Below are 22,123 nucleotides of genomic sequence, written 5' to 3'. Positions count from 1 at the left end.
TAGGCTCAAAGGGGCAAGTGATCATCCACCGGCCCCCAAAACAGGGGTCACCAGGCGGTCGCCGGGCTCCAGCCCGAGCCGGCGGGCCGAGCCTGCCTTGACCTCGAGGACGGCGTAAACTGGCATTCCGGGGGTGATGATCTCCTCCGAATAGGGAACCGTATTGCGGGCGATATAGAGGACCGCCCCCTTGTCGTCGGTGAAGATCATGTCGAGCGACAGGGGGGTGTTCTTCATCCACATCGAGACGCTGCGGGTCTCCTTGAAGTCGAACAGCATGCCGCGATTGTCGGCCAGCTCGGTGCGGAACATCAGCCCCTTGGCGCGGTGTTCGGGCGTCTCGGCAAGCTCGACGGTGAGATCGGCCTTGGTCGCCCCGTCCTTGCCCTGAATCGTCAAGGCGATCAGCGGCATGCCGGAAGGTGTCTGGGCAAAAGCGGCGTTCACCGCCGCGATCACGAAGAGGAAAGCGATAACGACGGTACGCATGGGACCTATCCGCGCTGCAGCTAGTTAGTGTGGCGCGGTCCGTTGTCGAGAGTAAGGCGAACCTCGGCCGCCATCTGGCCCTTGGGGCCGGCGCCGAAGCGCACATAGATCCATTGGTCGGGATGGAGTTCGGCGATCGCCGTCTTACGCAGGGTCTCCATATGAATGAAGATATCCGGCGAGCCGTCGCCTTCGCTGACAAAGCCAAAGCCGCGTGCGCGGTTGAACCACTTGACGCGCGCCCTGACCCAGCCGCTCGAGGCCGATACATTCACATGGGTGCGGCTCGGTCGCTCAACCGGATGGATAGCCGTAGAGGTATCCACATTCAAGACGCGCAACGCCTGATAGCCCTTCTGGCGCTCGACGGCCTCACAGAAGACACGTGTGCCTTCGAGCGGCGCGTCGAAACCGTCGCGCTTCAGACAGCTCAGATGCAGCAGCACATCCGGCATGCCGTTGTCGGGGATGATGAAGCCATAACCCCGACCGACGTCGAACCACTTCACGAAGCCGCTGATCTGGAAAATTCTTACATTGATATCAGGGGCCTGATGCTCAAGCTCCCTGTCTGCCTCGAAGGGCTCGCTAACCGCCATGACCGCATACCCGAACTAATGGCAGCCCTCAGTCATACCCCGCTGCCATGACTTAGATTGAGCGACTCTTTTGCAATTGTACAGAGAGCGGGCACGCAAGAGATGTGGAAAACACGAGAATGCGCTTGCGCGATCATTCCTTCGCATCCGCGCGCGCAGTTCTGCGATGCGAAAAAGCCCTGAAAACAAACACTGAATCGCATCATGTGGCGAATAACGCGGCGGCTGTGCCAGCGACGACGATCACAGCTCGATGCATCTCGAAGCGCTCGCAATGATCGCGCCCGCACGAGGCACGCACACGTGAATCGCGCAGATTCAGGCAAAAGTGATTCGTTCAGTGCCGCCAGAGACGCTCGGCGGCAGCACTCAGAACAGCGCCAAGCTCGCCCGAGATCACCAGATCGGCGAGCGCGTCGATGCCGGTCGGCTCGCGGTTGATGATGACCAGCTTGGCGCGGTTGCTCTTCGCCATCACCGGAAAACTCGCGGCGGGAAAGACTTGCAGCGATGAGCCCATGGCAAGAAACAGATCGGCGTCGAAGGTCGCGGCGCGCGCCCGCGCCATCTCGTCTTCGGGCATGGGCTGACCGAAGGAAATGGTCGCCGTCTTCACGATGCCGGCGCAAGCAGAGCAATAAGGTGGGCGGCTTTCGGCCAGGATGCGGGCGCGCGCCCATTCGAGCTCATAACGCTCGCCGCAGCTCAGGCACTTCACGTAGGAGCCGTTGCCGTGAAGCTCGATGATCGCGGCTTCGGGCACGCCCGACACACGGTGCAGATCATCGATGTTCTGCGTGATGACATGGCTCACCTTGCCGGCGTGATAAAGCCTGGCGATGAACTTGTGACTAGGCCCCGGTGCAGCCTGGGCCACGGCTTCGTAGATCTTGAAATAGCGCCGCCAGGCTTCGAGCCGCATTTCCTCCGAGGCCAGATAATCGTTGAACTCGATCGGCTTGTATCTGGTCCAGAAGCCGCCGGGGGAACGGAAATCGGGAATGCCGCATTCCGTCGAGATGCCAGCGCCCGTGAAGACGACGGCGCGGCGCGACGACTGGATCATTTCGGCAAGCTCGTCTATGTCATCTTCCATCATCGGCTCCCCAGGCAAAGAGGTTCAGGCAATGAAGTATCTCCACACCATGATCCGGGTCTCCAATCTGGACCAATCGCTTGATTTCTTCATCAACAAACTCGGCTTCGTCGAGCAGCGCCGCTACGAGAATGAAAAGGGCCGCTTCACCTTGATCTTCGTTGCCGCGCCGGAAAGCCCGGACGCTCCGGTCGAGCTCACTTACAATTGGGATCCGGAAGCTTACACGGGCGGACGCAATTTCGGTCATCTCGCTATCGAGGTCGATGATGTCTATGCCTATTGCGACAAACTGCAGAAGCAAGGCATCACCATCAATCGTCCGCCGCGTGACGGCCGCATGGCCTTCATCAAGACGCCGGACGGCATCTCGATCGAGATCCTGAACAAGGGTGGCGCCCTGCCCGTCGCCGAGCCCTGGGCCTCGATGCCCAATACCGGCAGCTGGTAATTGTCATTCTTTTGGCGCGTGATCTTGTCGGAAAACCGGTACCCACTTTTCCGGATCACGCGCTAGGGCATCAAGAGGCCGCCATTCACCTCGATGACCTGGCCGGTCACGTAGCCCGACGCCTGATCGCTCGCGAGATAGACGAAGGTGCCGGCGCAATCCTCCGCCGTGCCGAGGCGTCCGAGCGGCACCAGCCTGCGGGTGGCTTCGAGCTTGTCGGGTGTCGAATGGCGGTCATGGAAGGCCGTGTGGATGGTGCCGGGCGACACGGCGTTCACCCGGATATTACTGGGCGCCAATTCCTTCGCCATCGATTTGGTGATCGCCGACACGAAGCCCTTGGTGCCGGCATAGACGCCGGAACCGGCGGCGCCACCGGAGCGCGCCGCGATCGATGAGACATTGATGATGTTGCCGGAACGCTGCGCCTCGAACAGCGGTATCGCGGCGCGGCAACAATCGACCAATTGGCGCACATTCAGTTCCAGAACCTGATCGTACAGCGCATCGTCGAATTCGGCGATGCGGCGGCGCTCGACCATGCCGCCGGCATTGTTGATCAGCACGTCGATGCCGCCGAGACGCTTTTGCGCCTCCTCGATGAGCCGCCATGGCGCCTTGCGCTCGAGGAGATCGAGCTTGAAGGTCTCTATTCCTTGATTGGCGAAGGCGGCCGCCTCCTTCTCACCCGAATGATACTGCGCGAAGAGCCTGGCGCCCATTTGGGCCAAAGCGAGCGTCGCCGCGCCGCCGATGCCGGTCACGCCGCCGGTGATGACAATACGCTTGTTCTTGAGATCGCTGAACACCGGGACGCCCTCGCTTGGCTGAAAATGATCGAGGTTCGCTCATATGCGGGCCCGGCCGGCTTGTAAATCCAACCCCATTACTCAATCATAGGTTGATTCAAATTGCCGATCCGATGCGGGGCGCCCCGGGATTGGCTGCACTTCTGCGAGCCCTATTGGGGCAAAGGCTGCACGAGGAACCCGTCCCTTTTGGACGACACATGTCGGGTAAGGGGGAGTGTCAGACCAGACTTCCGTAGACCATGGGTTTACAATCACGTCATCAAGACATGCAGGATCATGCCGCATGAAACGCCGACAATGGCGCCGATCAGGATACCGATCGGTGGTGTCAGGATGAAGCTGCCCGCAAGGCCGCCAAAGGCCGCTCCGAGCGTCAAGCCCAGAACAAATCGATTATGCACCCAAATCCTCCCGGAACGGCACGCCGACACACGCCGCTAGATCGCAATCGCTGGTCCGACTTCACATTCGATTTTGTGTATTTTTTGGCGCGCCCTCAGGGGGCGGAGCGGGCTGGCTTCTAGTCCATTTCCCGGCTCGACGCAAAGCCTTTCTTTGACCCGCGGTCAAAGAAAAGGAAAACAGGCCAGCTTACGGTTATCCATCCGTTGCTTCAGGAATGAAACAAGCTTTTTCTTCGTGTGCCTTGGAGAGGAGTCCTGTACTTTTTTGAGCGTACATTTTTGGCAGCATCCGGTCAGCCGCCAGATCCTGGCGCCAATGTAAGCTTCGCGCCTTTCAGCCGTTTCGGCAGCAGCGGCGAGGACACTTCCGTTCCGAAATGACGCCTGCGGCCAAAGGCCAGGCGCAACAGCACATTGGTGTAGAGGCCTGGCCCACTCGAATAGATGCGCCACCCGCCATCGACGGCGATCGCGCCCGCCTTGACCCGGTCCCACTCCGCGCTCGCCGCATAACGATCCGGGAAGCCCGCGTCGCTGCTGCTGAAATACGTGTTGCGCTGGCGCAGCGACGCGGTGCCGAGATGCTCGGTCACCGCGACGGGATTGACCTTGAGAAGCGCATCCCACAGCGCGTCCGCCTCGCCCAGCACGGCCATCGCCTCGCCATAACGCAGATGCGCGTGTGTATACATGAGACCGATCTCGCGGCCGAAATTCGCCGCCGACTCGGCGCGACGGAAAATGCGCTCCGGTCCGCCGCGATAGGTCACCGGCCGGTCCATCAGCCGCGCGCCATCGGGGAACAGCAGATGCTTGCGGATGATTTCCAGATGATGCGCGGTCTGCTCGGGCGTGAAGAGTCCGGCGATGATCGCGCGCTTCATCGGCAGCAGTGAATAAATGAGGCCGGTCCGCTTGTCGCTCGGATGGATCAGAATTTCCGGCTTGTCATGGCCCGGCTCGAAGATCGCATAGCCGGCGACGGTTCCATCGACGACGAGATGGCGATTGAAGTCGGCGCGGATCTCCTCCGACAGGGCTTGCAGCTTCTCCGCCTCATCGCCGCGCCCGGCCCGGCGCAGCACCTCGGCATAGCGCCTGAGTTGCTGGAACAGCAGCGCCACGGTCCAGCCGCTCACCATCCAGTCGCGCAGCTTCGGATCGGCGGGCTGGAGGGAGTCGTTCCAGTCACCCTCGCCATAACGGATGAGGCTCGTTCCCGGAATGAAGCGCTCGCGCACCGTGGCGATGAGCTTGGTGATGTGGCGGGCGACCGGATCCTTGCGCGCGGTGCGCACGAAAGTGTCCTCGTCGCGCCACGCGACCGGCTCGTCGAGGAAAGCCAGATCATTGGTCCATTCGAGATAATCGCAAAGCGCCTTCAACGGCCAGACGATAACGTCGCCATGGGCGTGTTTGTCCTGGATGTTCGAATAGGGCTCGAGCATGAACCATTGCGGCCAGTCGCCCCGCTTTTCATATTGCTGGGCGAAGACCAGTCTCAGGATTTCCTTCACCGGCCGGTCATGGTCGAGCGACAGCAGGAATTCGACCGGCCCCTGGCAGACATCGCGCGTGCCCCAGGCCGCGCCCGTATATTGCTCGAGCCCATGCGGCACGCTCAGATGGATCATCGCATTGTGGGCGATCCACGGGAAAGTGGTGTCGAGGCTCTTGGCATCGGGATCGTCGCTTTCGATGCGCAGGCCGCGCGTGACATGCCGCCAATAGCGCCGGGCCGGAACGAGCAGGCTTTCTTCATCGGGACCCGCAGCGAATTTTTCCGCCAGGTCTCTGGCCGCCGCGACATCGGTCAGCGAGCCGGTGACGGCGAAACACAGCTCGTTCGTGGCACGCGTCCGTAATGCGACATAGGCGCCGCCGCGGGCTTTGCCGTCGGCGTAAAGCAAGTCATCGCCCCCCACGGCCTCGACCGCACCGGGCGTGCTGGTTACCAGGTGATAGACGCTCTCAGGATAACGCTGGCCCCACAGGAATTGCGGGTCGGGCCTGAAGCTGAAGCGCTTGTTTTCAGCGTCGATTTCGACCCGCCCGGCATGGGCGAGTTCACGTTCACCCAATACGAGATGGCCGAAGACCAGGAATCGGCAGACCTTGCCTTCGACGCTGACGCGCCATTGCATCGCAGGGTCGTCACCCGCGGCCACCGCATGAACCGTGACGGTGCGCGAGCCCAGCCGGTAGATCCAGCGGCAGTCGCTCAGGCCGATCTCGAAGACCGAGGGGACCGAGAGCAGCCGCCACCCCTCGCCCAGATCGACCAGGATGCGCAGGCCGCTGGCACGCGTGATGTTGTAGGGATCGCGCGAGATCGAGAAGAGCTTGTGGAAGGAGGTATTGCCGATGGTGAGCTGGGCGCCGAAGATGCCGTGCATCCAGCCGGTGGCGCAAAGCGTCGTCTCGTCGAGCAGCATGCCCTGCCCGCTGCGCAGGAGCGTACCGTGCCGGCGCGGGACGAGATGCTCTTTGGCGGCGAGGACGACATGGCGGTTATGGATGCCGTCGGGCACGAAAAAAGACAGGAACTCGCCGCCCTGATGTTCCTCATGCAGGCGCTGGCCATAACGCGCCGCGATCTCACCGGCGCTCATCCGATCGGCGGTGACGGGTGCCGCATCCTGCACGATGCCGCGCACGGGTTCCACGACGGCGACAGCCACCGGCTTGAAGCTCGCCTGGGCATGGCGCACGTGATCGAGTTTCGCCAGGTCGGTCTTGCCGGACGCCTCGGCATGATCCGGCTCATAGAGCCCGAAGAACGTCCATTTGGCGGAGCCGCCCGCCGCGATCGTCGCTCCATGCGACTGAAGCGCGACGCATGCCGCCTCATGCTGCAGCCTGCGGCTTGGCAGGCCTTGCGGAAAATCGAGACTGCCGCGGTCGCGATAGAGAGGACCGAATATCTGGAGCGCGTCGGTGGCGTAACCCTCGGCGCCGTCGAGGCAGCCTTGCAGGACCCAGGGAAAGCGCCCGTTCTGCTGGGCGAGATTCTGCCGGCTCATCACCACTGGTCCGAGATCGGGCGTGGGCTCGACATGATGATCAATATATTGTGAGACATAGGCTTCATTGTTGGAGATGAAGCCGCGATCGCCCAACCCCAGATCCTGGATCAGGAAGGCGTCACAGACGAGTTTGCTCTTGCCGCTGTTCGCGACCTCGATCTGCCACAACCAGATATTGCTCTTGGGCGCGAGCCAGAGCGTCGCGCGATGGCTTACGCCCGCCGTCTCGCCCTCCCAGACGAAACGGTCATCGGCGCCACCGACCCGGCATCTGGCCCCGGGGCCGGCGATCTCGATGGTCTCACCGCCGATCCGCAGCAGGAGACGTCCGATACCGCCGGCAATGGGCGAGCCCGGCACCTGGTTCAGCATAATACGGCCGCGCTCGCTCACATGCTCGATGGCGAAGAGGCAGCCATTGGGAAGCATGCTGACGGTGAGGCCGGTCTTATTGGATATCTGCCGCAAGCCCAGATCACCGTCGCGCGGGAGGGTGAAGGTGCGAACGGCGTCCTGTGTCATGCAAAGTCTCCCAAATCACAACCAACTCCCGCAAGAAGGAACGCGGAGCGGAATGTTTTGTCAATCACAGGGCCAAGTGGGGAAAGCTGACGCAACGGCGGCACCATATGCTCGGGCAGCTGCGCGTGATATGCTTGCCCGAGTTCCCGAGGCCGCGGAGCGACGATCATGATCGATGCCCCTATCATCGCTGAGATCCGGCTGCTGCATCTGTCCGGACTGTCATGGCAGGAAGCCTGCCATCACGTGATGTCGCCGGCGGGCAAGCCGCCTGCTTTGATCGAGCAGACCGCCACCTGGCTGGCAGAGACCTATTTCGATAACTGCACCGCTTACCGGGACAGTGATGGCCGACCAATGCCGCGTTGGATGTTCGATCCGGCGGCGGATCGTCCCGACGCTCTAGAATAGAGGCAACTGGCTATTTTCATTCACCACGCTTTGTTTCGGTTTTGCACCAAAGGGCGGCGAGACGTCCATGCGCTCGGCTGGATGTGGCTTGAGCAGCGCCTTCAGCTCGTCGTCCGAGGCGGCCTCTTCACCCAGCCATTTCGCCCAATCGGCACGCCCGATGATCACCGGCATGCGGTCGTGAACGCGGCCCACCAGCTCGTTCGGCGCGGTCGTGATGATCGTATAGGTCCTGAGCACGCCGCCGATCGGATTCTTCCACTCGTCCCACAGGCCGGCGAGCATCATGAGCTTCGCCTCGCGCAGGAAGAAGAAGTGTTTCCGCTCATAGAAGCCTTCGGCCGGAATCAGGCACCTCCGCCCCTTCCGCCAGGCGCCGCGATATGTCGCCGTCTCGCTGATCCGCTCGCAGCGCGCATTGTAGGTCGAATACTCAAGAAGGTCGGATTCGGACCAGGCCGGGATCAGGCCCCAGCGCATCTCCTCGGCAATCCGCTCGCCATTTTCGCAGATGATGACCGGTGCGAATTTTCCGGGCGTCCGGTCCCCGCTCAGCGCCTCGCGCCAAAAGCGGCCGCGAAGCTGCTTGAGCTTGATCTCGCTCACTTCCTCGACGTTCGGATCCCTGACGCGTCCACACATGGCTTACTCATAAACTTACCAAACGTTAAGTTCTTGATATGTTCTAATCGTAGTTCATGGGCCACGTCAAATGACAAATGGTCCGGAGACGGGCCGGGCTTGTGTGGAACTGTGCGGATGGGAAAAAGAGTGGCGCGCCCTACGGGAATCGAACCCGTCTTTACAACGTGAAAGGCTGTCGTCCTAACCGATAGACGAAGGGCGCGCGGAATGGCGGCTCTATAAGGGGCTTCGCGCGGAAGCGCAAGACGTGAAATTAATCTTTGAAATCAACGAAATCAGCCGGTGATCCGGGCCACGTCCTCGACATGGAGCGAGGGCACGCGCTCACGGCCCCAGTCGTCGACCACCAGGCGACCGGCGACATGGAGCGGGTGCTGGCGCTCGGTGAGGAGCAATTCGCCCATATCGGTGCCCAGCGCCCGGAAAGCGATGGCCTTGATGCGGGTTCCGTCGGAGGCGGCGAGCGTCAGGCGGACATGGTCGCTGCCGGCGCTGTCGGCATAGACCACGCGATGCGCCGGCAGCACGAAGACCGGCGCCGGATTGCCGGCTCCATAAGGCCCCGCCTGCTCGACCAGCTCGATGAGATCGAGCGTGGCGCCCGAGGCGGTCAAGGCGCCATCGACATCGAGATAACGCTGGTCGGCGAGCTGCAGGGCGTAAGCCAGATGGGTCTCGAGAAAGGCGCGGAAATCGCCCAGCCTGGACCTTTCGATGGTGAGGCCCGCCGCCATCGCATGGCCACCACCCTTGATGAGGATGCCGGCATCGAGTGCGGCGCGCACGGCCTTCCCTAGATCGACGCCCGCGATCGAGCGGCCGGAGCCGCTGGCTTTCAGGCCTTCCTTCTCGAAGCCGAGCACGATGCTCGGCCGGTTGAAACGTTCCTTGAGCCGCGCCGCGGCGAGGCCCAGGACGCCCGGATGCCAGCCCTCACCCGCGACGACGATCGCCGGGCTCGTCCGCTCAGCGCCCAGCGAGGCGTCGGCCTCGCGCAGGGCCTGGTCGAGCACGCTGAGCTCGATCGTCTGGCGCTCGCGGTTTAGCCGTTCGAGCTCAGAAGCGATGATGGCGCAGCGCCCACGGTCCTGGCTCGTCAGCAGCTCGAAAGCGAGATTGGCATGGCCGATGCGGCCCGCCGCATTGAGGCGTGGTCCCAAAAGGAACGCCAACGCATAGGCGTCGGGCCGGCGCTTGAGACGGGCGACGTCGGACAGAGCGGCGAGGCCTGGATTCTCGCGGCGCGCCATGATGCGCAGGCCTTGCGTGACATAAGCACGGTTGAGGCCGGTGAGCGGCACGACATCGCAGACCGTCGCCAGCGCCACCAGCTCGAGCCATTGCAACATGTTGGGCTCGGGGCGCGCCGGTCCGTACCAGCCGCGCTGGCGCAGGATGCGGTTGACGACACTCACCAGGATCATGGCGACGCCACAGGCGCAGAGATAGCCGAAGCCCGATATGTCGTCCTGGCGGTTCGGGTTGATGACCGCCGTCGCATCTGGCAGCGTGGCGCCGGCCTGATGGTGATCGACGATGACGACGTCCATGCCGAGCGCCTTGGCCTTGGCCAGGGGATCATGCGAGAGCACGCCGCAATCGAGGGTCAGCAGCAGCTGCGTGCCCTGCTCCTTGAGCGACCTGACCGCCGCCTCGCTCGGCCCATAGCCTTCGGTGATGCGGTCGGGGATATGAACGATGTTGCCGGCGCCGACGCTCGCCAGGAAACGCGTGACGAGCGCGGCGGACGAGACGCCGTCAACGTCATAGTCGCTGATCGTGCCGATGCGCTCACCCGTCATGATGGCCTGCGCCAGACGGTCGGCGCCCTTCTCCATGTCGACCAAGGCCTGAGGCTGCGGCATCAGGCGGCGGATCGTCGGGTTCAGATAGTTTTCGACATCCTCGAGGCCGACCGATCGCGCGGCGAGGACGCGGCCCAGGAGCTCCGGCAGGTCGTTTTTCTCGGAGATGGCTTGCGCATCGCGGCTCTGGAAAGCGCGCGGCCGCCATAGACGGCCGGTGACGGAGCGGCTGACGCCGAGAAAAGGAGGCGATGAATTGTTGGCCGTCCGGCTATCGAGCAAAAGAGACATGATCCTTCATTGGACACCGATTCGGCCGCGCCTTCGATGGCATCGACCGGACCGGAAAGAGGTTCCATACCCACCCCCGGAAGGGCCCGCAAGCGCGGGAACCTTACCCGCCTCCAGCCATTGATATTCAAACGGAAAGATGAAGCGGGAGGCGTGATGATCCGCAAGCTCAAATCAGGCGAATACCGTCTCTATTCGCGCAAGAAGGATCCGAAGACCGGACGGCGGCGCAATCTCGGCACGTTCAAAAGCCGCGCCGCCGCGGAAAAGCACGAACGCGAGGTGCAATATTTCAAGCACCACTGATCCCGATTACGGGAACAGCGCGACCTGCTCCAGACCTTGGCTTTCCGGCAGACCGAACATCAGGTTGAAGTTCTGAATCGCCTGGCCGGCCGAACCCTTCACCAGATTGTCGAGCGTCGAAATCAGGATAACGCGGCCAGGTACGCGATCGGCATAGACGCCGAGCATCACATTGTTCGAGCCGCGCACATATTGCGTCGAGGGCATGACGCCCTTGGGCGCCATGAAGACAAAGGGTTCGTCCTTGTAATGCTTCTCCAGCGCGGCGACGCAATCTGCCGCCGTGGCGCCGCCTTTCAGCTTCGCATAGCTGGTGCAGAGCTCACCGCGGCTCATCGGAATGAGATGCGGGGTGAAGTTGACGATCACCTGCGCACCCCCGGCGCGCGAAATCTCCTGCTCGATCTCCGGCGAGTGCCGGTGGCTCGCCACGCCATAGGGCGAGAGCCCCTCGCCCGCCTCGCAGAACAGCACATTCTGCTTGAGTGAGCGGCCGGCGCCCGAGACGCCCGATTTGGCGTCGATGATCAGATCCGACGCATCGATGAGCCCTGCCTTGACCAGCGGCAGCAGCATGATGAGCACTGCGGTCGGGTAGCAGCCCGGACAGGCGACGAGCCGCGCCGTCTTGATGTCGTCGCGGTAATGCTCGGTGAGGCCGTAGACCGCGTCCTTCTGCAGATCGAGCGCCTGATGCGCACCGCCATACCACTTCTCATAGACGGCGGCGTCACGCAGCCGGAAGTCGGCCGACATGTCGATGACCTTGAGATGTTTCGGCAGCTCGCGGATGACCGCCTGGCTCGTCGCATGCGGCAGGCCGCAGAAGACCGCCTCGACTTTCGACCAGTCGGCTTCCTCATTCTTGATGAGCGTCGGCAGCTTCAAATGCGCCAGATGCGGGAAGACCTCGGCCATCGCCTTGCCGGCATGCGAATTGGCGGTGAGCACCGCGATCTCCATGCCCGGATGACAGGCGGCCAGGCGCACCAGATCGGAACCGGTATAACCCGAAGCACCGATAACGCCGATCTTGATCCTGGCCATGAGTCTCGTCTCCTCGCGATAAATCGAAGCGCTCCTTTAAGCCACGCGCGCGCATTGTAAAGATTGCTGCGCGAACAGCTCCAAGCAACATCTCATATATTTCTTACAACTCTTTGAAATACAGATGTTAAATTCATGTCACGGGGCGACGCAGGCGGCCTCGGACGGCGGTGAGCCCGATCAGGGTCAGAAGCGTGAAGCCGGCGCCGGCGAGGAAGGTGCCTTGCGGCCCCGTCCAATCCCACAGCGCACCGGCGAGAATGCTGGCGAAAAGCAGCGCCACACCCGTGATCAGGTTGAACATGCCGAAGGCGGTGCCACGCAATTCGGGCGGCGCCGTCTCGGCGATCAGCGCCGCCAGCAGGCCTTGCGTGAAGCCCATATGCAGGCCCCATAGCACGACGCCCACCGCGAGCCCGATCATGCCCCGCGCATAGGCCAGCGCGATATCGGCGGCCAGGAGCAGTAGCAGACCGACGATGAGCAAGGTGATCTTGTCCATGCGGTCGGCGAGGATGCCGACCGGATAGGCCGAGAGCGAATAAGCAAGGCTCATGATGACCAGGACGATCGGAATGAAGACCAGCGGCAGATCGAGCGACTGGGCGCGCAGCACCAGAAAGGCCTCGCTGAACCGCGCCAAGGTGAAGACCGCGGCGATGACGACGACCCACCAATAGCTGGCACCCAGGCGGCGCAATTCGTCGCGATGCAGCGGCATGCGCACCTGGCGCAGATCCTTCGGCCGCTCCGGCTCCTTGACCGCGACGATGATGAGACCGGCGGACAGGAAGGCCGGGATGACCGCGATCCAGAACACCATCTGGAAGTCATTGGCGGTCAGCCACATCACGGCGATGGCGAGGAGCGGGCCGATGAAGGCGCCCAGCGTATCGAGCGACTGGCGCAGGCCGAAAGCGGCGCCGCGCAGATGCGGCGGCGCCAGGTCGGCGACGAGTGCATCGCGCGGGGCGCCGCGGATGCCCTTGCCGATGCGGTCGATGAAGCGCGCGGCGACGAGCCAGCCGACTGAAGGCGCCAAGGGAAAGATCGGCTTGGTCAAAGCCGCGAGACCGTACCCCAGGGCGCCCAGCGCCTTGCGCTTGCCGAGCCAGTCACTCAGGGCACCTGAGAATATCTTGGTGATCGAAGCCGTCGCCTCGGCAATGCCTTCGATCACCCCGACGGTCAGCGCCGAGGTACCGAGCACGGTCACCAGATAGATCGGCAGCAGCGCGTGGATCATCTCGGACGAGATGTCCATCAGCATCGAGACGAAGCCCAGAACCCATATTCCGGCCGGTATGGCTTGCCGGCGCGCCGGGTTCGTCTCGGTCATTTCAGCATCCGCATTATGTGGCATCACCTTAGCAAAGCCGCCCTCGCCTGCAAGATTGCGTCGGTCAGGAGGCACGTGTAGGACAGGCCATGGGAGGAAGGCGCCATGCGCCTCGAACTGACGTGACGCAGCGGTTCTTGGCACGCCCTGTCGCATGGGCCGCGTTGCTGCTCGTCCTGGCGGCGGCAGTGATCGCCTATTTCGGCAGCACGTTCGCGACAAAGACCTATTTCGACCAGGCGGCCTCGCGTGGCCAGACGACCCTGCGGCTCGCGGTCGCCGTGCTGCGCGGCCAGATGAGCCGCTATCAGTCGTTGCCCGCCTTGATCGCCGATCACTACGACATCCAGGCTCTCCTCGCGGATCCCGACAATCCGGCTCGACGTACCAAGGCCGACGCCTATCTGAAGGAGATCAACGTCCTTCTCGCCTCCTCCGACATCTATGTCATCAAGCCGGGCGGCGAGACCATCGCTGCCAGCAACTATGACGGGCCGGTGAGCTTCGTCGGCGAGAATTTCAGCTACCGGCCCTATTACCAGGACGCGATCCAAGGCCGGCAAGGCCGCTTCTTCGCGCTCGGCACGACGTCCCTCAAGCGCGGCTATTATTTCTCCTCGCCGGTCACCATCCGCGACGAGATCAAGGGGGTCGTCGTCTTCAAGGTCGATATCGACGCCATCGAAGCCTCCTGGAAGGGCGACGATTACGAGATCCTCGTCTCCGATCCGGAAGGCATCATCTTCATGACCGACCAGCTGGACTGGCTCTATTCGAGCCTGAAGCCGCTGACGGCCGACCGGCTGGCGCGCACCGAGGCGTCGCGCCGCTATGCCAATGCCACCTTGCGCGAATTGCCGATCACCCAGACGAGCATCAGCGGCGGCCACCAGCTGATGACCATCACCATGGGCGGCCAGGCGCGCGAATATCTGGTGCTCGCCGAGCCGATGCCGGAAGCCGGCTGGACGGTGAGCGTGCTGCTCGACACCGCACCGGTGCATGCCCAGGCGATGACCAGCGTCACCGCCGCCCTCCTGCTTCTGGGCCTCGCGGTGCTCGCCGCCGCCATCCTGCTGCAGCGGCGCGCCCGGCTGCGTGAGCGGCTCGAATTGCAGCGCAGCGCCCAGGCCGAGCTCGAAGAGCGCGTGGCCTTGCGCACCGCCGACCTGGCGCTCGTCAACCAGCAGCTCGGGACCGAGGTCGCCGAGCGGCGCGCCACCGAGCAGCAATTGCGCCAGACCCAGTCGGACCTGATCCAGGCCGGCAAGCTCGCGGCACTCGGCCAGATGTCGGCGGCGCTCTCGCATGAGCTCAACCAGCCGCTCACCGCGGTGAAGACTTATGCCGACAACGCCGCGATCCTGATCGAGCGCAACCGGACGGAAGAAGCGCGCGACAATGTCTCGCGCATATCGAGCCTCGCCGACCGCATGGCCTCGATCAGCCGGCATTTGCGCAATTTCGCCCGCAAGCCCAACGAGCAGCTAGGCCCGGTGGCGCTCGCCGATGTGGTGAAGGACACGCTCGAGATCGTCGCCTGGCGGCTCAAGGCGGCGCAGACAGAGGTTGCCGTCGATCTCGGGTCTCGGCCCCTCATCGTCCAGGCCGGCCAGATCCGCCTGCAGCAGGTGTTGGTCAATCTCATCTCCAACGCGGCTGACGCGGTCGAAGGTCAGGCCGTCAGACTCATCACGCTGACAGCCCGCCGCCAGGACGACAAGGTCACGATCGCGGTGGCCGATAATGGCCCCGGCATACCCGACGCGATCGCGCCGCGTATCTTCGATCCCTTCTTTACCACCAAGGGTGTGGGCAAGGGACTGGGGCTCGGACTTTCCATCTCTTACAACATAATCAAAGACTTCGGCGGTAATCTTGCGGTTATGAATCAGCTTGAAGGCGGCGCTCTGTTCACCATCACCCTCGATGCGGCCTCCCCGTCTCGACGCGAGGCGGCGGAATGAAGCCTGCGGTCGTGTTGCTCGTCGACGACGAGGAGGAACTGCGCCGGTCGACCGCCCAGTCGCTCGATCTCGCCGGTTTCCCGGTACGTGATTTCGGCACCGCCGAGGCGGCGCTCGATCTCATCACGCAAGGCTTCAACGGCGTGCTCATCACCGACATCCGTATGCCCGGCATGGACGGCATGACCTTGATGAGCCGGGTGCGCGACATCGATCCCGACATCCCCGTCATCCTCGCCACCGGCCATGGCGATGTGCAGCTCGCCGTCAAGGCGATGCGCGAAGGCGCTTATGACTTCATCGAGAAGCCGTTCAATGCTCAGGCGCTGGCCGATGTCGCGGCGCGCGCCATCGACCGCCGCCGGCTGGTACTGGAGAACCGCCGCCTGCGCGCCGTCGCCGGCAAGCGCGACGATATCGAAGCGCGGCTCCCTGGCCGCACCCAGGCGATCATCGATCTGCGCTACCGCCTGCGCGCCGTGGCGCCGACCGACGCCGATGTGCTCATCATCGGCGACACCGGCACCGGCAAGGAAGTGGCGGCGCGCGCCCTGCATGATCTCAGCGGCCGCGCCACCAAGCCCTTCGTCGTCATCAATTGCGCGGCTCTTCCTGTCCATCTGATCGAGAGCGAGCTTTTCGGCCATGAGGCGGGCTCGTTTCCCGGCGCGCTCAAGGCCCGCTACGGCAAATTCGAGCATGGGCGGGGCGGCACCGTTCTCCTCGACGAGATCGGCTCGATGCCGCTCGACCTCCAGGCCAAATTCCTGCGCGTCATCCAGGATCGCGTCATCACGCGGCTCGGCTCCAATGAAGCGGTGCCGCTCGATGTGCGCTTCATAGCCACCAGCAAGGCGGATCTCGAGGAGGAAGTGGCGGCCGGACGCTTCCGCGCCGATCTTCTCTACCGTCTCAATGTCGTGACGCTGCGCCTGCCCGCGCTGTCGGCGCGCCGGGCCGACGTGCCCCTGCTCTTCCTGCAGCTCGCCAGCGAGGCGGCGGCACGCTATCGCCGTGACGACGTGCCGGTACCGCCGCAGATTCTGGCCGACATTGCGCGGCGCGACTGGCCAGGCAATGTGCGCGAGCTGCGCAACGCCGCCGACCGCTTCGTGCTGGGCCTTGGCCTGTCGCCCGCCGATGAGGAAACATCCGCGGCGCCCGCGGCGCGTCTCGCCGACCGCGTCGCCCAATTCGAACGCGGCGTCATCGTGGGCGCCCTGGTGGCGAGCGGCGGCAATCTCAAGCCGGTCTACGAATCGCTCGGCATCTCACGCAAGACGCTCTACGAGAAGATGCAGAAATACGGCCTCGACAAGCGTGAGCTGGGGGTGAGCGAACCGGCCGATCCGGAGGCCGATGTGTGAAAGCCCACACAGTCTTGGGCACGGATGTTACCGTTTCCACCCATCTGACGATCAAAACAGTGGCAAGTTCCTGTCATCGGGCCTCTCCCTGATTGCCATCAGCCGCCGCCCGGGTTTAATGCGGGGTCATGTCCGGGCAATCGAAAGCACCGGATCCGTAGAATAATCGACTTCAAATGGGAGGACTTCATGAGAAAGCTTCTTGCTGCCTTTGCCGCCGCGACCATGCTCGCTCTGGCGAGCGGTGCCCAGGCGCAGACCTATCCCGACCGCCCCATCACCATGGTGGTTCCCTTCGCCGCCGGCGGCCCCACCGACACGGTGACCCGTCTCGTCGCCGAAGCGATGTCGAAGGATCTCGGCCAGCAGATCGTGGTGGAGAATGTCGGCGGCGCCGGCGGCACGCTGGGCGCGGCACGCGTCGCCAAAGCGGATCCCGATGGCTACACGCTGCTGTTGCATCATATCGGCATGGCGACCAGCGCCACACTCTATCGCAAGCTGCCCTATGACACGCTGCAGGCCTTCGACTATGTCGGCCTCGTTACCGACGTGCCGATGACGATCGTGGCGCGCAAGGATTTCGAGCCCGCCGACATCAAGAGCCTGCTCGACTATGTCAAGGCCAACAAAGACAAGGTCACGCTCGCCAATGCCGGCATCGGGGCCGCCTCGCATCTGTGCGGCATGATGTTCATGAGTGCCATCCAGACCCCGCTGGTCACCGTCCCCTATAAGGGCACCGGCCCGGCGATGACCGACCTTCTCGGCGGCCAGGTCGACATGATGTGCGACCAGACCACCAATACGACCAAGCAGATCAAGGCCGGTACCATCAAGGCCTATGCGGTGACCTCGGCCAAGCGCCTCGACGTCCTTCCCGATCTGCCGACCGCCGAGGAAGCGGGGCTCGCCGGCTTCCAGGTCGGTATCTGGCACGGCATCTATGCGCCCAAGGGCACGCCGGCGGAGATCACCGAGCGCCTGTCGAAATCGCTGCAGCTGGCGCTCAAGGATGCCAATGTCGCCGCCCGCTTCGCCGAGCTGGGCACGGCGCCCTCGACCGAGGCCGAAGCGACGCCCGCCGCGCTCAAGGCCAAGCTCGAAAGCGAGATCGCGCGCTGGAAGCCGGTGATCGAAGCGGCCGGCCAATTTGCCGATTAGGGTGAGTGAGAGATAGGGGTACCGGAAACGGTGCCCCTTTTTCTTACTGTCGATACTCAAGCGTGAGGACCCACGCCATGAAATCCATTCGCATCGATTCCACCAACGGCCTGTGCGGCGCCTTCTTCATCGCCTGCGGCCTGTTCTTCGCCTATCAGTCCTGGATCCTGGATATGGGCACGGCGTTGCGCATGGGCCCCGGCTATTTCCCGTTGCTGCTCGCCGCTGTCCTGGTCCTGCTCGGCATCTTCGTGCTCGTCCAGGCGACACGCGTCCAGGGCGAGCCGATCGGGCCTCTCGCCTGGCGCGGCATGCTCCTGATCCTGCCGGCGCCAATCTTCTTCGGCCTCACCGTCAGAGGCCTGGGCTTCGTGCCCGCCATCTTCATCACCGCCTTCACCGCATCCTTCGCCAGTGTCAGGATGAAGCCGCTCGCCGCTCTCACCCTGTCGGTCGGCGTCACGTTCTTCTCCTATCTCGTCTTCAGTAAGGGATTGAACCTACCTTTCCGACCCTTTGGTCCATGGCTCGGCTTCTGAGGGAGACAGGAAGATGGAACTCATCGACAATCTGATCCTCGGCTTCACCACCGCCTCGACGCTGTGGAACCTGCTTTTCTGCCTCATCGGGGTGCTGCTCGGCACCTTGATCGGCGTGTTGCCCGGCATCGGCGCCACCGCCACCATCGCCATGCTGTTGCCGATCACCTTCCAGATCGGCGATCCGGTCTCGGCCCTCATCATGCTGGCCGGCGTCTATTACGGCGCCCAATATGGTGGCTCGACCACCGCCATCCTGATCAACATGCCGGGCGAGTCCTCCTCCGCCGTCACCGCCATCGACGGCTACCAGATGGCGCGCAATGGGCGTGCCGGGGCAGCGCTCGCCACAGCGGCGATCGGTTCCTTCTTCGCCGGTACCGTGTCGACCTTCCTGATCGCGCTGTTTGCGATCCCGTTGACCGCCATAGCGCTCAAATTCGGCGCCGCCGAGTTTGTCTCACTGATGGTCGTCGGCCTCATCTCCTCGATCGCGCTCGCCCATGGGTCGGTCATCAAGGCGATGGGCATGGTGGTGCTGGGCCTCCTCCTCGGCCTCGTCGGCACCGACGTCATCAGCGGCGCGCCGCGCTTCAATCTCGGCATCAGGGAATATGCCGACGGGCTCAATTTCGTGGCCGTCGCAGTCGGCGTCTTCGGCATCGCCGAGATCCTGCGCAATCTCGAAAACGAGCATGACCGCTCGGTGCTGATCAAGAAGGTGCACGGCTTGATGCCAACGCGCGAGGATTTCCGCCGCATGGCGGCGCCGATCCTGCGCGGCACGGCGCTCGGCTCCGTGCTCGGCATCCTGCCGGGCGCCGGCGCCATCCTCGGCTCCTTCGCCTCCTACACGGTCGAGAAACGCATGTCCGCCCATCCGGAGGAATTCGGCAAGGGCGCCATCGAAGGCGTCGCCGGTCCGGAATCCGCCAATAATGCCGGGGCGCAGACCTCCTTCATCCCGATGCTCACTTTGGGCATCCCGACCAATCCGGTGATGGCGCTGATGGCCGGCGCGATGATCATCCAGGGCATCGTGCCGGGCCCCAATGTGGCGACCGAGCAGCCCTCGCTCTTCTGGGGCATCATCGCCTCGATGTGGATAGGCAACCTCCTGCTCATCGTCCTCAACCTGCCCCTGATCGGCCTGTGGGTGAAGCTGCTGACGGTGCCTTATTACATCCTCTTTCCGATCATCATGGCTTTCTGCTCGATCGGCGTCTACAGCGTGAACTCCAATGTCTACGACCTCTATGTCGTCGCCTTCTTCGGCATCTTCGGCTATGCGCTGATGAAAATGCGCTGCGAGCCGGCGCCGCTGCTGCTCGGCTTCGTGCTGGGCCCGCTGCTCGAAGAAAATCTGCGCCGCGCGATGATCCTGTCGAAGGGCGATCCCACGACCTTCATCACCCGCCCGATCAGCGCCACCCTTCTCGTCCTGGCTGCGGCGGTGCTCGTCATCGTCTTCCTGCCGGCCGTGAAGAAGAAGCGCGCCGAGGTCTTTGTCGAGGAGAGCGCGTAACGGTCAGGCCGGAGACGCTCTCGAATCTGTGCTAGGATAGGCCGGATGAAACAGACCTGGCGCTGGTTCGGCCCCGATGATCCCGTGACACTCGCCCATGCCCGTCAGGCGGGCGCCACCGGAATCGTGTCGGCCCTTCATCATCTCAATGACGGCCGCGCCTGGCCTGAAGATGAAGTCTTGAAACGCAAGTCCGAGATCGAAGCCTCGGGCCTCAGCTGGGATGTCGTCGAAAGCATCATCGTGCATGAGGACATCAAGACGCGCAGCGGCCGCTTTCGCGATCTCATCGCCAATTACAAGGCCTCGCTCGGAGCGGTCGCGGCGGCGGGCATCAAGACGGTCTGCTACAATTTCATGGCGATCACCGACTGGACGCGCACCGATCTCGATTTTCCAATGCCGCATGGCGGCACGGCGCTGCGCTTCGACATCGTGGATTTCTGTGCCTATGACGTGCTGGTCCTGAAGCGTCAGGGTGCCGAGAACGATCATCCGCCGCAACGGATAGCGGCGGCGCGGCAAAGACTGGCACCGATGAGCGAAAGTCAGCTGGCGCGGCTCGAGGCCAATCTCATCGGCTGGGTGCCGGCGCGCGAATTCATCTTCGACCGCGAGAGTTTCCGCACGGCTCTCGCCCGCTACCACGACCTTACCGTCGAGGGCCTGCGCGCCAATCTCATTGCGTTCCTGCGCGAGATCGCGCCTGTCGCCGAAGAGGCCGGTGTGCGCCTGGCGATCCATCCCGATGATCCGCCTTTCCCGATCTTCGGCCTGCCGCGCGCTGTCTCCACTGCCGCCCATGCCCGGGCCTTGCTCGAGGGTTGTCCCTCACCCGCCAACGGGCTCACGCTCTGCACCGGCTCCTATGGCGCCTCCGCCCAGAACGACCTGGTCGCTATGGCGAAGGACTTCGGCAAGGACATCCACTTCGCTCACCTGCGCAACGTCAGCAAGGAACCGGACGGGTCCTTCCACGAGGCCGAACATCTCGACGGCGACACCGATATGGTCAAGGTCGTCGCCACCCTCCTCGGCGAGGAGAAACGGCGGCGCGCCGAGGGCCGTTCCGACTGGGAGATCCCGATGCGGCCCGATCACGGCCATGCCATCGTCGATGACATCGGCAAGAAAGTGAATCCCGGCTATTCCTGCATCGGTCGCCTCAAGGGCGTGGCTGAGCTACGCGGCATCATGCGCACGCTCGATCGTCTCGACTGAACATGAAAAAAGGGATGGTGTTTCCACCATCCCTTTTCGCTTGCAGCCAGTAGGCTCGCTGAGCGCTTAGCGCTTCGAGAACTGGAACGAACGACGGGCTTTGGCGCGGCCGTACTTCTTGCGCTCGACGGCGCGCGGGTCGCGGGTCAGGAAGCCGTTCTTCTTGAGGATCGCACGCAGCTCCGGCTCGAAATAGGTCAGAGCGCGGGAGAGGCCGTGACGGACCGCACCGGCCTGGCCGGAGAGACCGCCGCCGACGACGGTGCAGTCGACATCGACCTGGTCGCGGCGCAGAGCGGCGACCATCGGCTGCTGGACGAGCATCTGCAGCACCGGGCGGGCGAAATAGAGATGGATCGCCTTGCCGTTGATGGTGATCTTGCCGGCGCCACGCTTCACCCACACGCGGGCGATCGCGTCCTTGCGGCGGCCGGTGGCGTAAGCGCGGCCCTGGGCGTCGAGCTTGGGCTTGGCGGGCGCGGAAGCGGCCTGCGCCTGGATGGCGACCTGGCCCAGCGCTTCGCCGAGATTCGAAAGAGTTGTCTGTTCAGCCATGGTCTTAGCCTCTCAGCGTGTTCTTGGGATTGAGCGAAGCGATGTCGAGCTTCGTCGGGTTCTGAGCCTCATGCGGATGAGCCTCGCCCTTGTAGATGCGCAGATTGGACATCTGCTGGCGCTTCAGCGGGCCGCCGGGAAGCATGCGCTTCACCGCCGCCTCGAGGACGCGGTCCGGGAACTTGCCGTCGAGGATCTTCTCGGCCTTGCGTTCCTTGATGCCGCCCGGGAAACCGGTATGCCAATAGTAGGTCTTGTCCTTGCGCTTATTGCCCGTGAGGACCACTTTCTCGGCATTCACGACGATGATATTATCACCGCAATCCATATGGGGCGTGAAAGTGGGCTTGTGCTTGCCGCGCAGGCGATTGGCGATGATCGTGGCGAGACGCCCGACGATCAGCCCATTCGCGTCGATCAGCACCCACTTTTTCTCGATTTCCTTGGCTTTCGCCGAATAGGTCTTCATCTGGAGGGTTCCAATGCTTGTTCAGATGGCGCGGAAATACCGATATCGCGCGCCGAGGTCAAGAAAAACCTGC

The 22,123-nt window shown here is 63.3% G+C and carries 21 protein-coding genes and 1 tRNA gene; 9 read left to right on the top strand and 13 right to left on the bottom strand.

Features of this window, described 5'->3' with window-relative positions:
- Window positions 1–21: 21 nt before the first annotated feature.
- The 3 genes from JHL16_RS08305 to JHL16_RS08295 form a co-directional block, all read right to left on the bottom strand.
- Entirely contained in the window at window positions 22–489 is a 468-nt protein-coding gene (locus JHL16_RS08305; protein ID WP_200184386.1) for a DUF192 domain-containing protein, read from the bottom strand.
- A 20-nt stretch (window positions 490–509) separates the two neighbouring features.
- Window positions 510–1,088 carry a cold-shock protein gene (locus JHL16_RS08300; protein WP_200184385.1) on the bottom strand — a complete coding sequence of 193 codons (579 nt, stop codon included), beginning with the start codon at window positions 1,086–1,088 and terminating at the stop codon, window positions 510–512.
- 337 nt (window positions 1,089–1,425) lie between these two features.
- The gene (locus JHL16_RS08295) at window positions 1,426–2,187 is read right to left on the bottom strand and encodes an SIR2 family NAD-dependent protein deacylase (protein ID WP_246770833.1); all 762 of its coding nucleotides are present in this window, start codon (window positions 2,185–2,187) and stop codon (window positions 1,426–1,428) included.
- Between the two features lie 28 nt (window positions 2,188–2,215).
- Here JHL16_RS08295 and JHL16_RS08290 point away from each other — a divergent pair, with 28 nt between their 5' ends.
- Window positions 2,216–2,635 (top strand): VOC family protein, encoded by a 420-nt coding sequence (locus JHL16_RS08290; RefSeq protein WP_200184384.1) that lies wholly within the window; start codon window positions 2,216–2,218, stop codon window positions 2,633–2,635.
- A 62-nt stretch (window positions 2,636–2,697) separates the two neighbouring features.
- Here JHL16_RS08290 and JHL16_RS08285 read toward each other — a convergent pair whose 3' ends face one another.
- The 3 genes from JHL16_RS08285 to JHL16_RS08275 form a co-directional block, all read right to left on the bottom strand.
- On the bottom strand, window positions 2,698–3,444 hold the full coding sequence (locus tag JHL16_RS08285) for an SDR family oxidoreductase (protein WP_200184383.1): 747 nt from the start codon (window positions 3,442–3,444) through the stop codon (window positions 2,698–2,700).
- Between the two features lie 254 nt (window positions 3,445–3,698).
- Window positions 3,699–3,848, bottom strand: a complete 150-nt coding sequence (locus tag JHL16_RS08280; RefSeq protein ID WP_200184382.1) for a hypothetical protein — start codon at window positions 3,846–3,848, stop codon at window positions 3,699–3,701.
- 296 nt (window positions 3,849–4,144) lie between these two features.
- Entirely contained in the window at window positions 4,145–7,399 is a 3,255-nt protein-coding gene (locus tag JHL16_RS08275) for a GH36-type glycosyl hydrolase domain-containing protein (protein WP_200184381.1), read from the bottom strand.
- Between the two features lie 168 nt (window positions 7,400–7,567).
- Here JHL16_RS08275 and JHL16_RS08270 point away from each other — a divergent pair, with 168 nt between their 5' ends.
- Entirely contained in the window at window positions 7,568–7,810 is a 243-nt protein-coding gene (locus tag JHL16_RS08270; RefSeq protein ID WP_200184380.1) for a hypothetical protein, read from the top strand.
- Here the strand turns inward: JHL16_RS08270 and JHL16_RS08265 are convergent.
- The 3 genes from JHL16_RS08265 to recJ form a co-directional block, all read right to left on the bottom strand.
- Entirely contained in the window at window positions 7,802–8,452 is a 651-nt protein-coding gene (locus JHL16_RS08265; RefSeq protein WP_200184379.1) for an SOS response-associated peptidase, read from the bottom strand. The genes JHL16_RS08270 and JHL16_RS08265 overlap by 9 nt on opposite strands.
- A gap of 130 nt (window positions 8,453–8,582) precedes the next feature.
- A tRNA-Glu gene (locus tag JHL16_RS08260) sits at window positions 8,583–8,657 on the bottom strand.
- Window positions 8,658–8,730: 73 nt separating this feature from the next.
- Window positions 8,731–10,551, bottom strand: coding sequence for a single-stranded-DNA-specific exonuclease RecJ (gene recJ, locus JHL16_RS08255; RefSeq protein ID WP_200184378.1), 1,821 nt, complete (start codon window positions 10,549–10,551; stop codon window positions 8,731–8,733).
- A gap of 156 nt (window positions 10,552–10,707) precedes the next feature.
- On the opposite strand from recJ, the gene JHL16_RS08250 reads away from it, so the two are divergent.
- A complete protein-coding gene (locus JHL16_RS08250) occupies window positions 10,708–10,857 on the top strand; it encodes a hypothetical protein (RefSeq protein ID WP_137855156.1) in 150 nt (49 codons plus the stop codon).
- A gap of 6 nt (window positions 10,858–10,863) precedes the next feature.
- Here the strand turns inward: JHL16_RS08250 and argC are convergent, their stop codons facing one another.
- The gene (argC, locus tag JHL16_RS08245; RefSeq protein WP_200184377.1) at window positions 10,864–11,904 is read right to left on the bottom strand and encodes an N-acetyl-gamma-glutamyl-phosphate reductase; all 1,041 of its coding nucleotides are present in this window, start codon (window positions 11,902–11,904) and stop codon (window positions 10,864–10,866) included.
- Between the two features lie 133 nt (window positions 11,905–12,037).
- Window positions 12,038–13,243, bottom strand: coding sequence for an MFS transporter (locus tag JHL16_RS08240; protein WP_200184376.1), 1,206 nt, complete (start codon window positions 13,241–13,243; stop codon window positions 12,038–12,040).
- A gap of 89 nt (window positions 13,244–13,332) precedes the next feature.
- Here JHL16_RS08240 and JHL16_RS08235 point away from each other — a divergent pair, with 89 nt between their 5' ends.
- The 6 genes from JHL16_RS08235 to uxuA all read left to right on the top strand — a co-directional run bounded on the left by JHL16_RS08235 (window position 13,333) and on the right by uxuA (window position 21,026).
- Complete coding sequence (locus JHL16_RS08235; protein WP_200184375.1) at window positions 13,333–15,210, top strand: sensor histidine kinase; 1,878 nt, start codon at window positions 13,333–13,335, stop codon at window positions 15,208–15,210.
- On the top strand, window positions 15,207–16,577 hold the full coding sequence (locus tag JHL16_RS08230) for a sigma-54-dependent transcriptional regulator (RefSeq protein WP_200184374.1): 1,371 nt from the start codon (window positions 15,207–15,209) through the stop codon (window positions 16,575–16,577). The genes JHL16_RS08235 and JHL16_RS08230 overlap by 4 nt, the downstream gene beginning before the upstream one ends.
- A 189-nt stretch (window positions 16,578–16,766) precedes the next feature.
- Window positions 16,767–17,741, top strand: a complete 975-nt coding sequence (locus JHL16_RS08225) for a tripartite tricarboxylate transporter substrate-binding protein (RefSeq protein ID WP_200184373.1) — start codon at window positions 16,767–16,769, stop codon at window positions 17,739–17,741.
- A gap of 77 nt (window positions 17,742–17,818) precedes the next feature.
- Entirely contained in the window at window positions 17,819–18,280 is a 462-nt protein-coding gene (locus JHL16_RS08220; RefSeq protein ID WP_200184372.1) for a tripartite tricarboxylate transporter TctB family protein, read from the top strand.
- Window positions 18,281–18,293: 13 nt separating this feature from the next.
- The gene (locus JHL16_RS08215) at window positions 18,294–19,805 is read left to right on the top strand and encodes a tripartite tricarboxylate transporter permease (protein ID WP_200184371.1); all 1,512 of its coding nucleotides are present in this window, start codon (window positions 18,294–18,296) and stop codon (window positions 19,803–19,805) included.
- Window positions 19,806–19,850: 45 nt separating this feature from the next.
- Window positions 19,851–21,026, top strand: a complete 1,176-nt coding sequence (gene uxuA, locus JHL16_RS08210; RefSeq protein ID WP_200184370.1) for a mannonate dehydratase — start codon at window positions 19,851–19,853, stop codon at window positions 21,024–21,026.
- A 66-nt stretch (window positions 21,027–21,092) separates the two neighbouring features.
- On the opposite strand, the gene rpsI is transcribed toward uxuA, so the two are convergent.
- Window positions 21,093–21,581, bottom strand: coding sequence for a 30S ribosomal protein S9 (gene rpsI / locus JHL16_RS08205; protein ID WP_200184369.1), 489 nt, complete (start codon window positions 21,579–21,581; stop codon window positions 21,093–21,095).
- A gap of 4 nt (window positions 21,582–21,585) precedes the next feature.
- Window positions 21,586–22,050 (bottom strand): 50S ribosomal protein L13, encoded by a 465-nt coding sequence (gene rplM, locus JHL16_RS08200; RefSeq protein WP_137855165.1) that lies wholly within the window; start codon window positions 22,048–22,050, stop codon window positions 21,586–21,588.
- Between the last annotated feature and the right edge of the window lie 73 nt (window positions 22,051–22,123).

It is taken from the genome of Taklimakanibacter albus (genome assembly GCF_016595235.1).
Lineage (GTDB): Bacteria > Pseudomonadota > Alphaproteobacteria > Rhizobiales > Aestuariivirgaceae > Taklimakanibacter > Taklimakanibacter albus.
The sequence above is the reverse complement of the archived record's forward strand: the minus strand, read 5'-3'. Positions and strand labels throughout refer to the sequence as shown.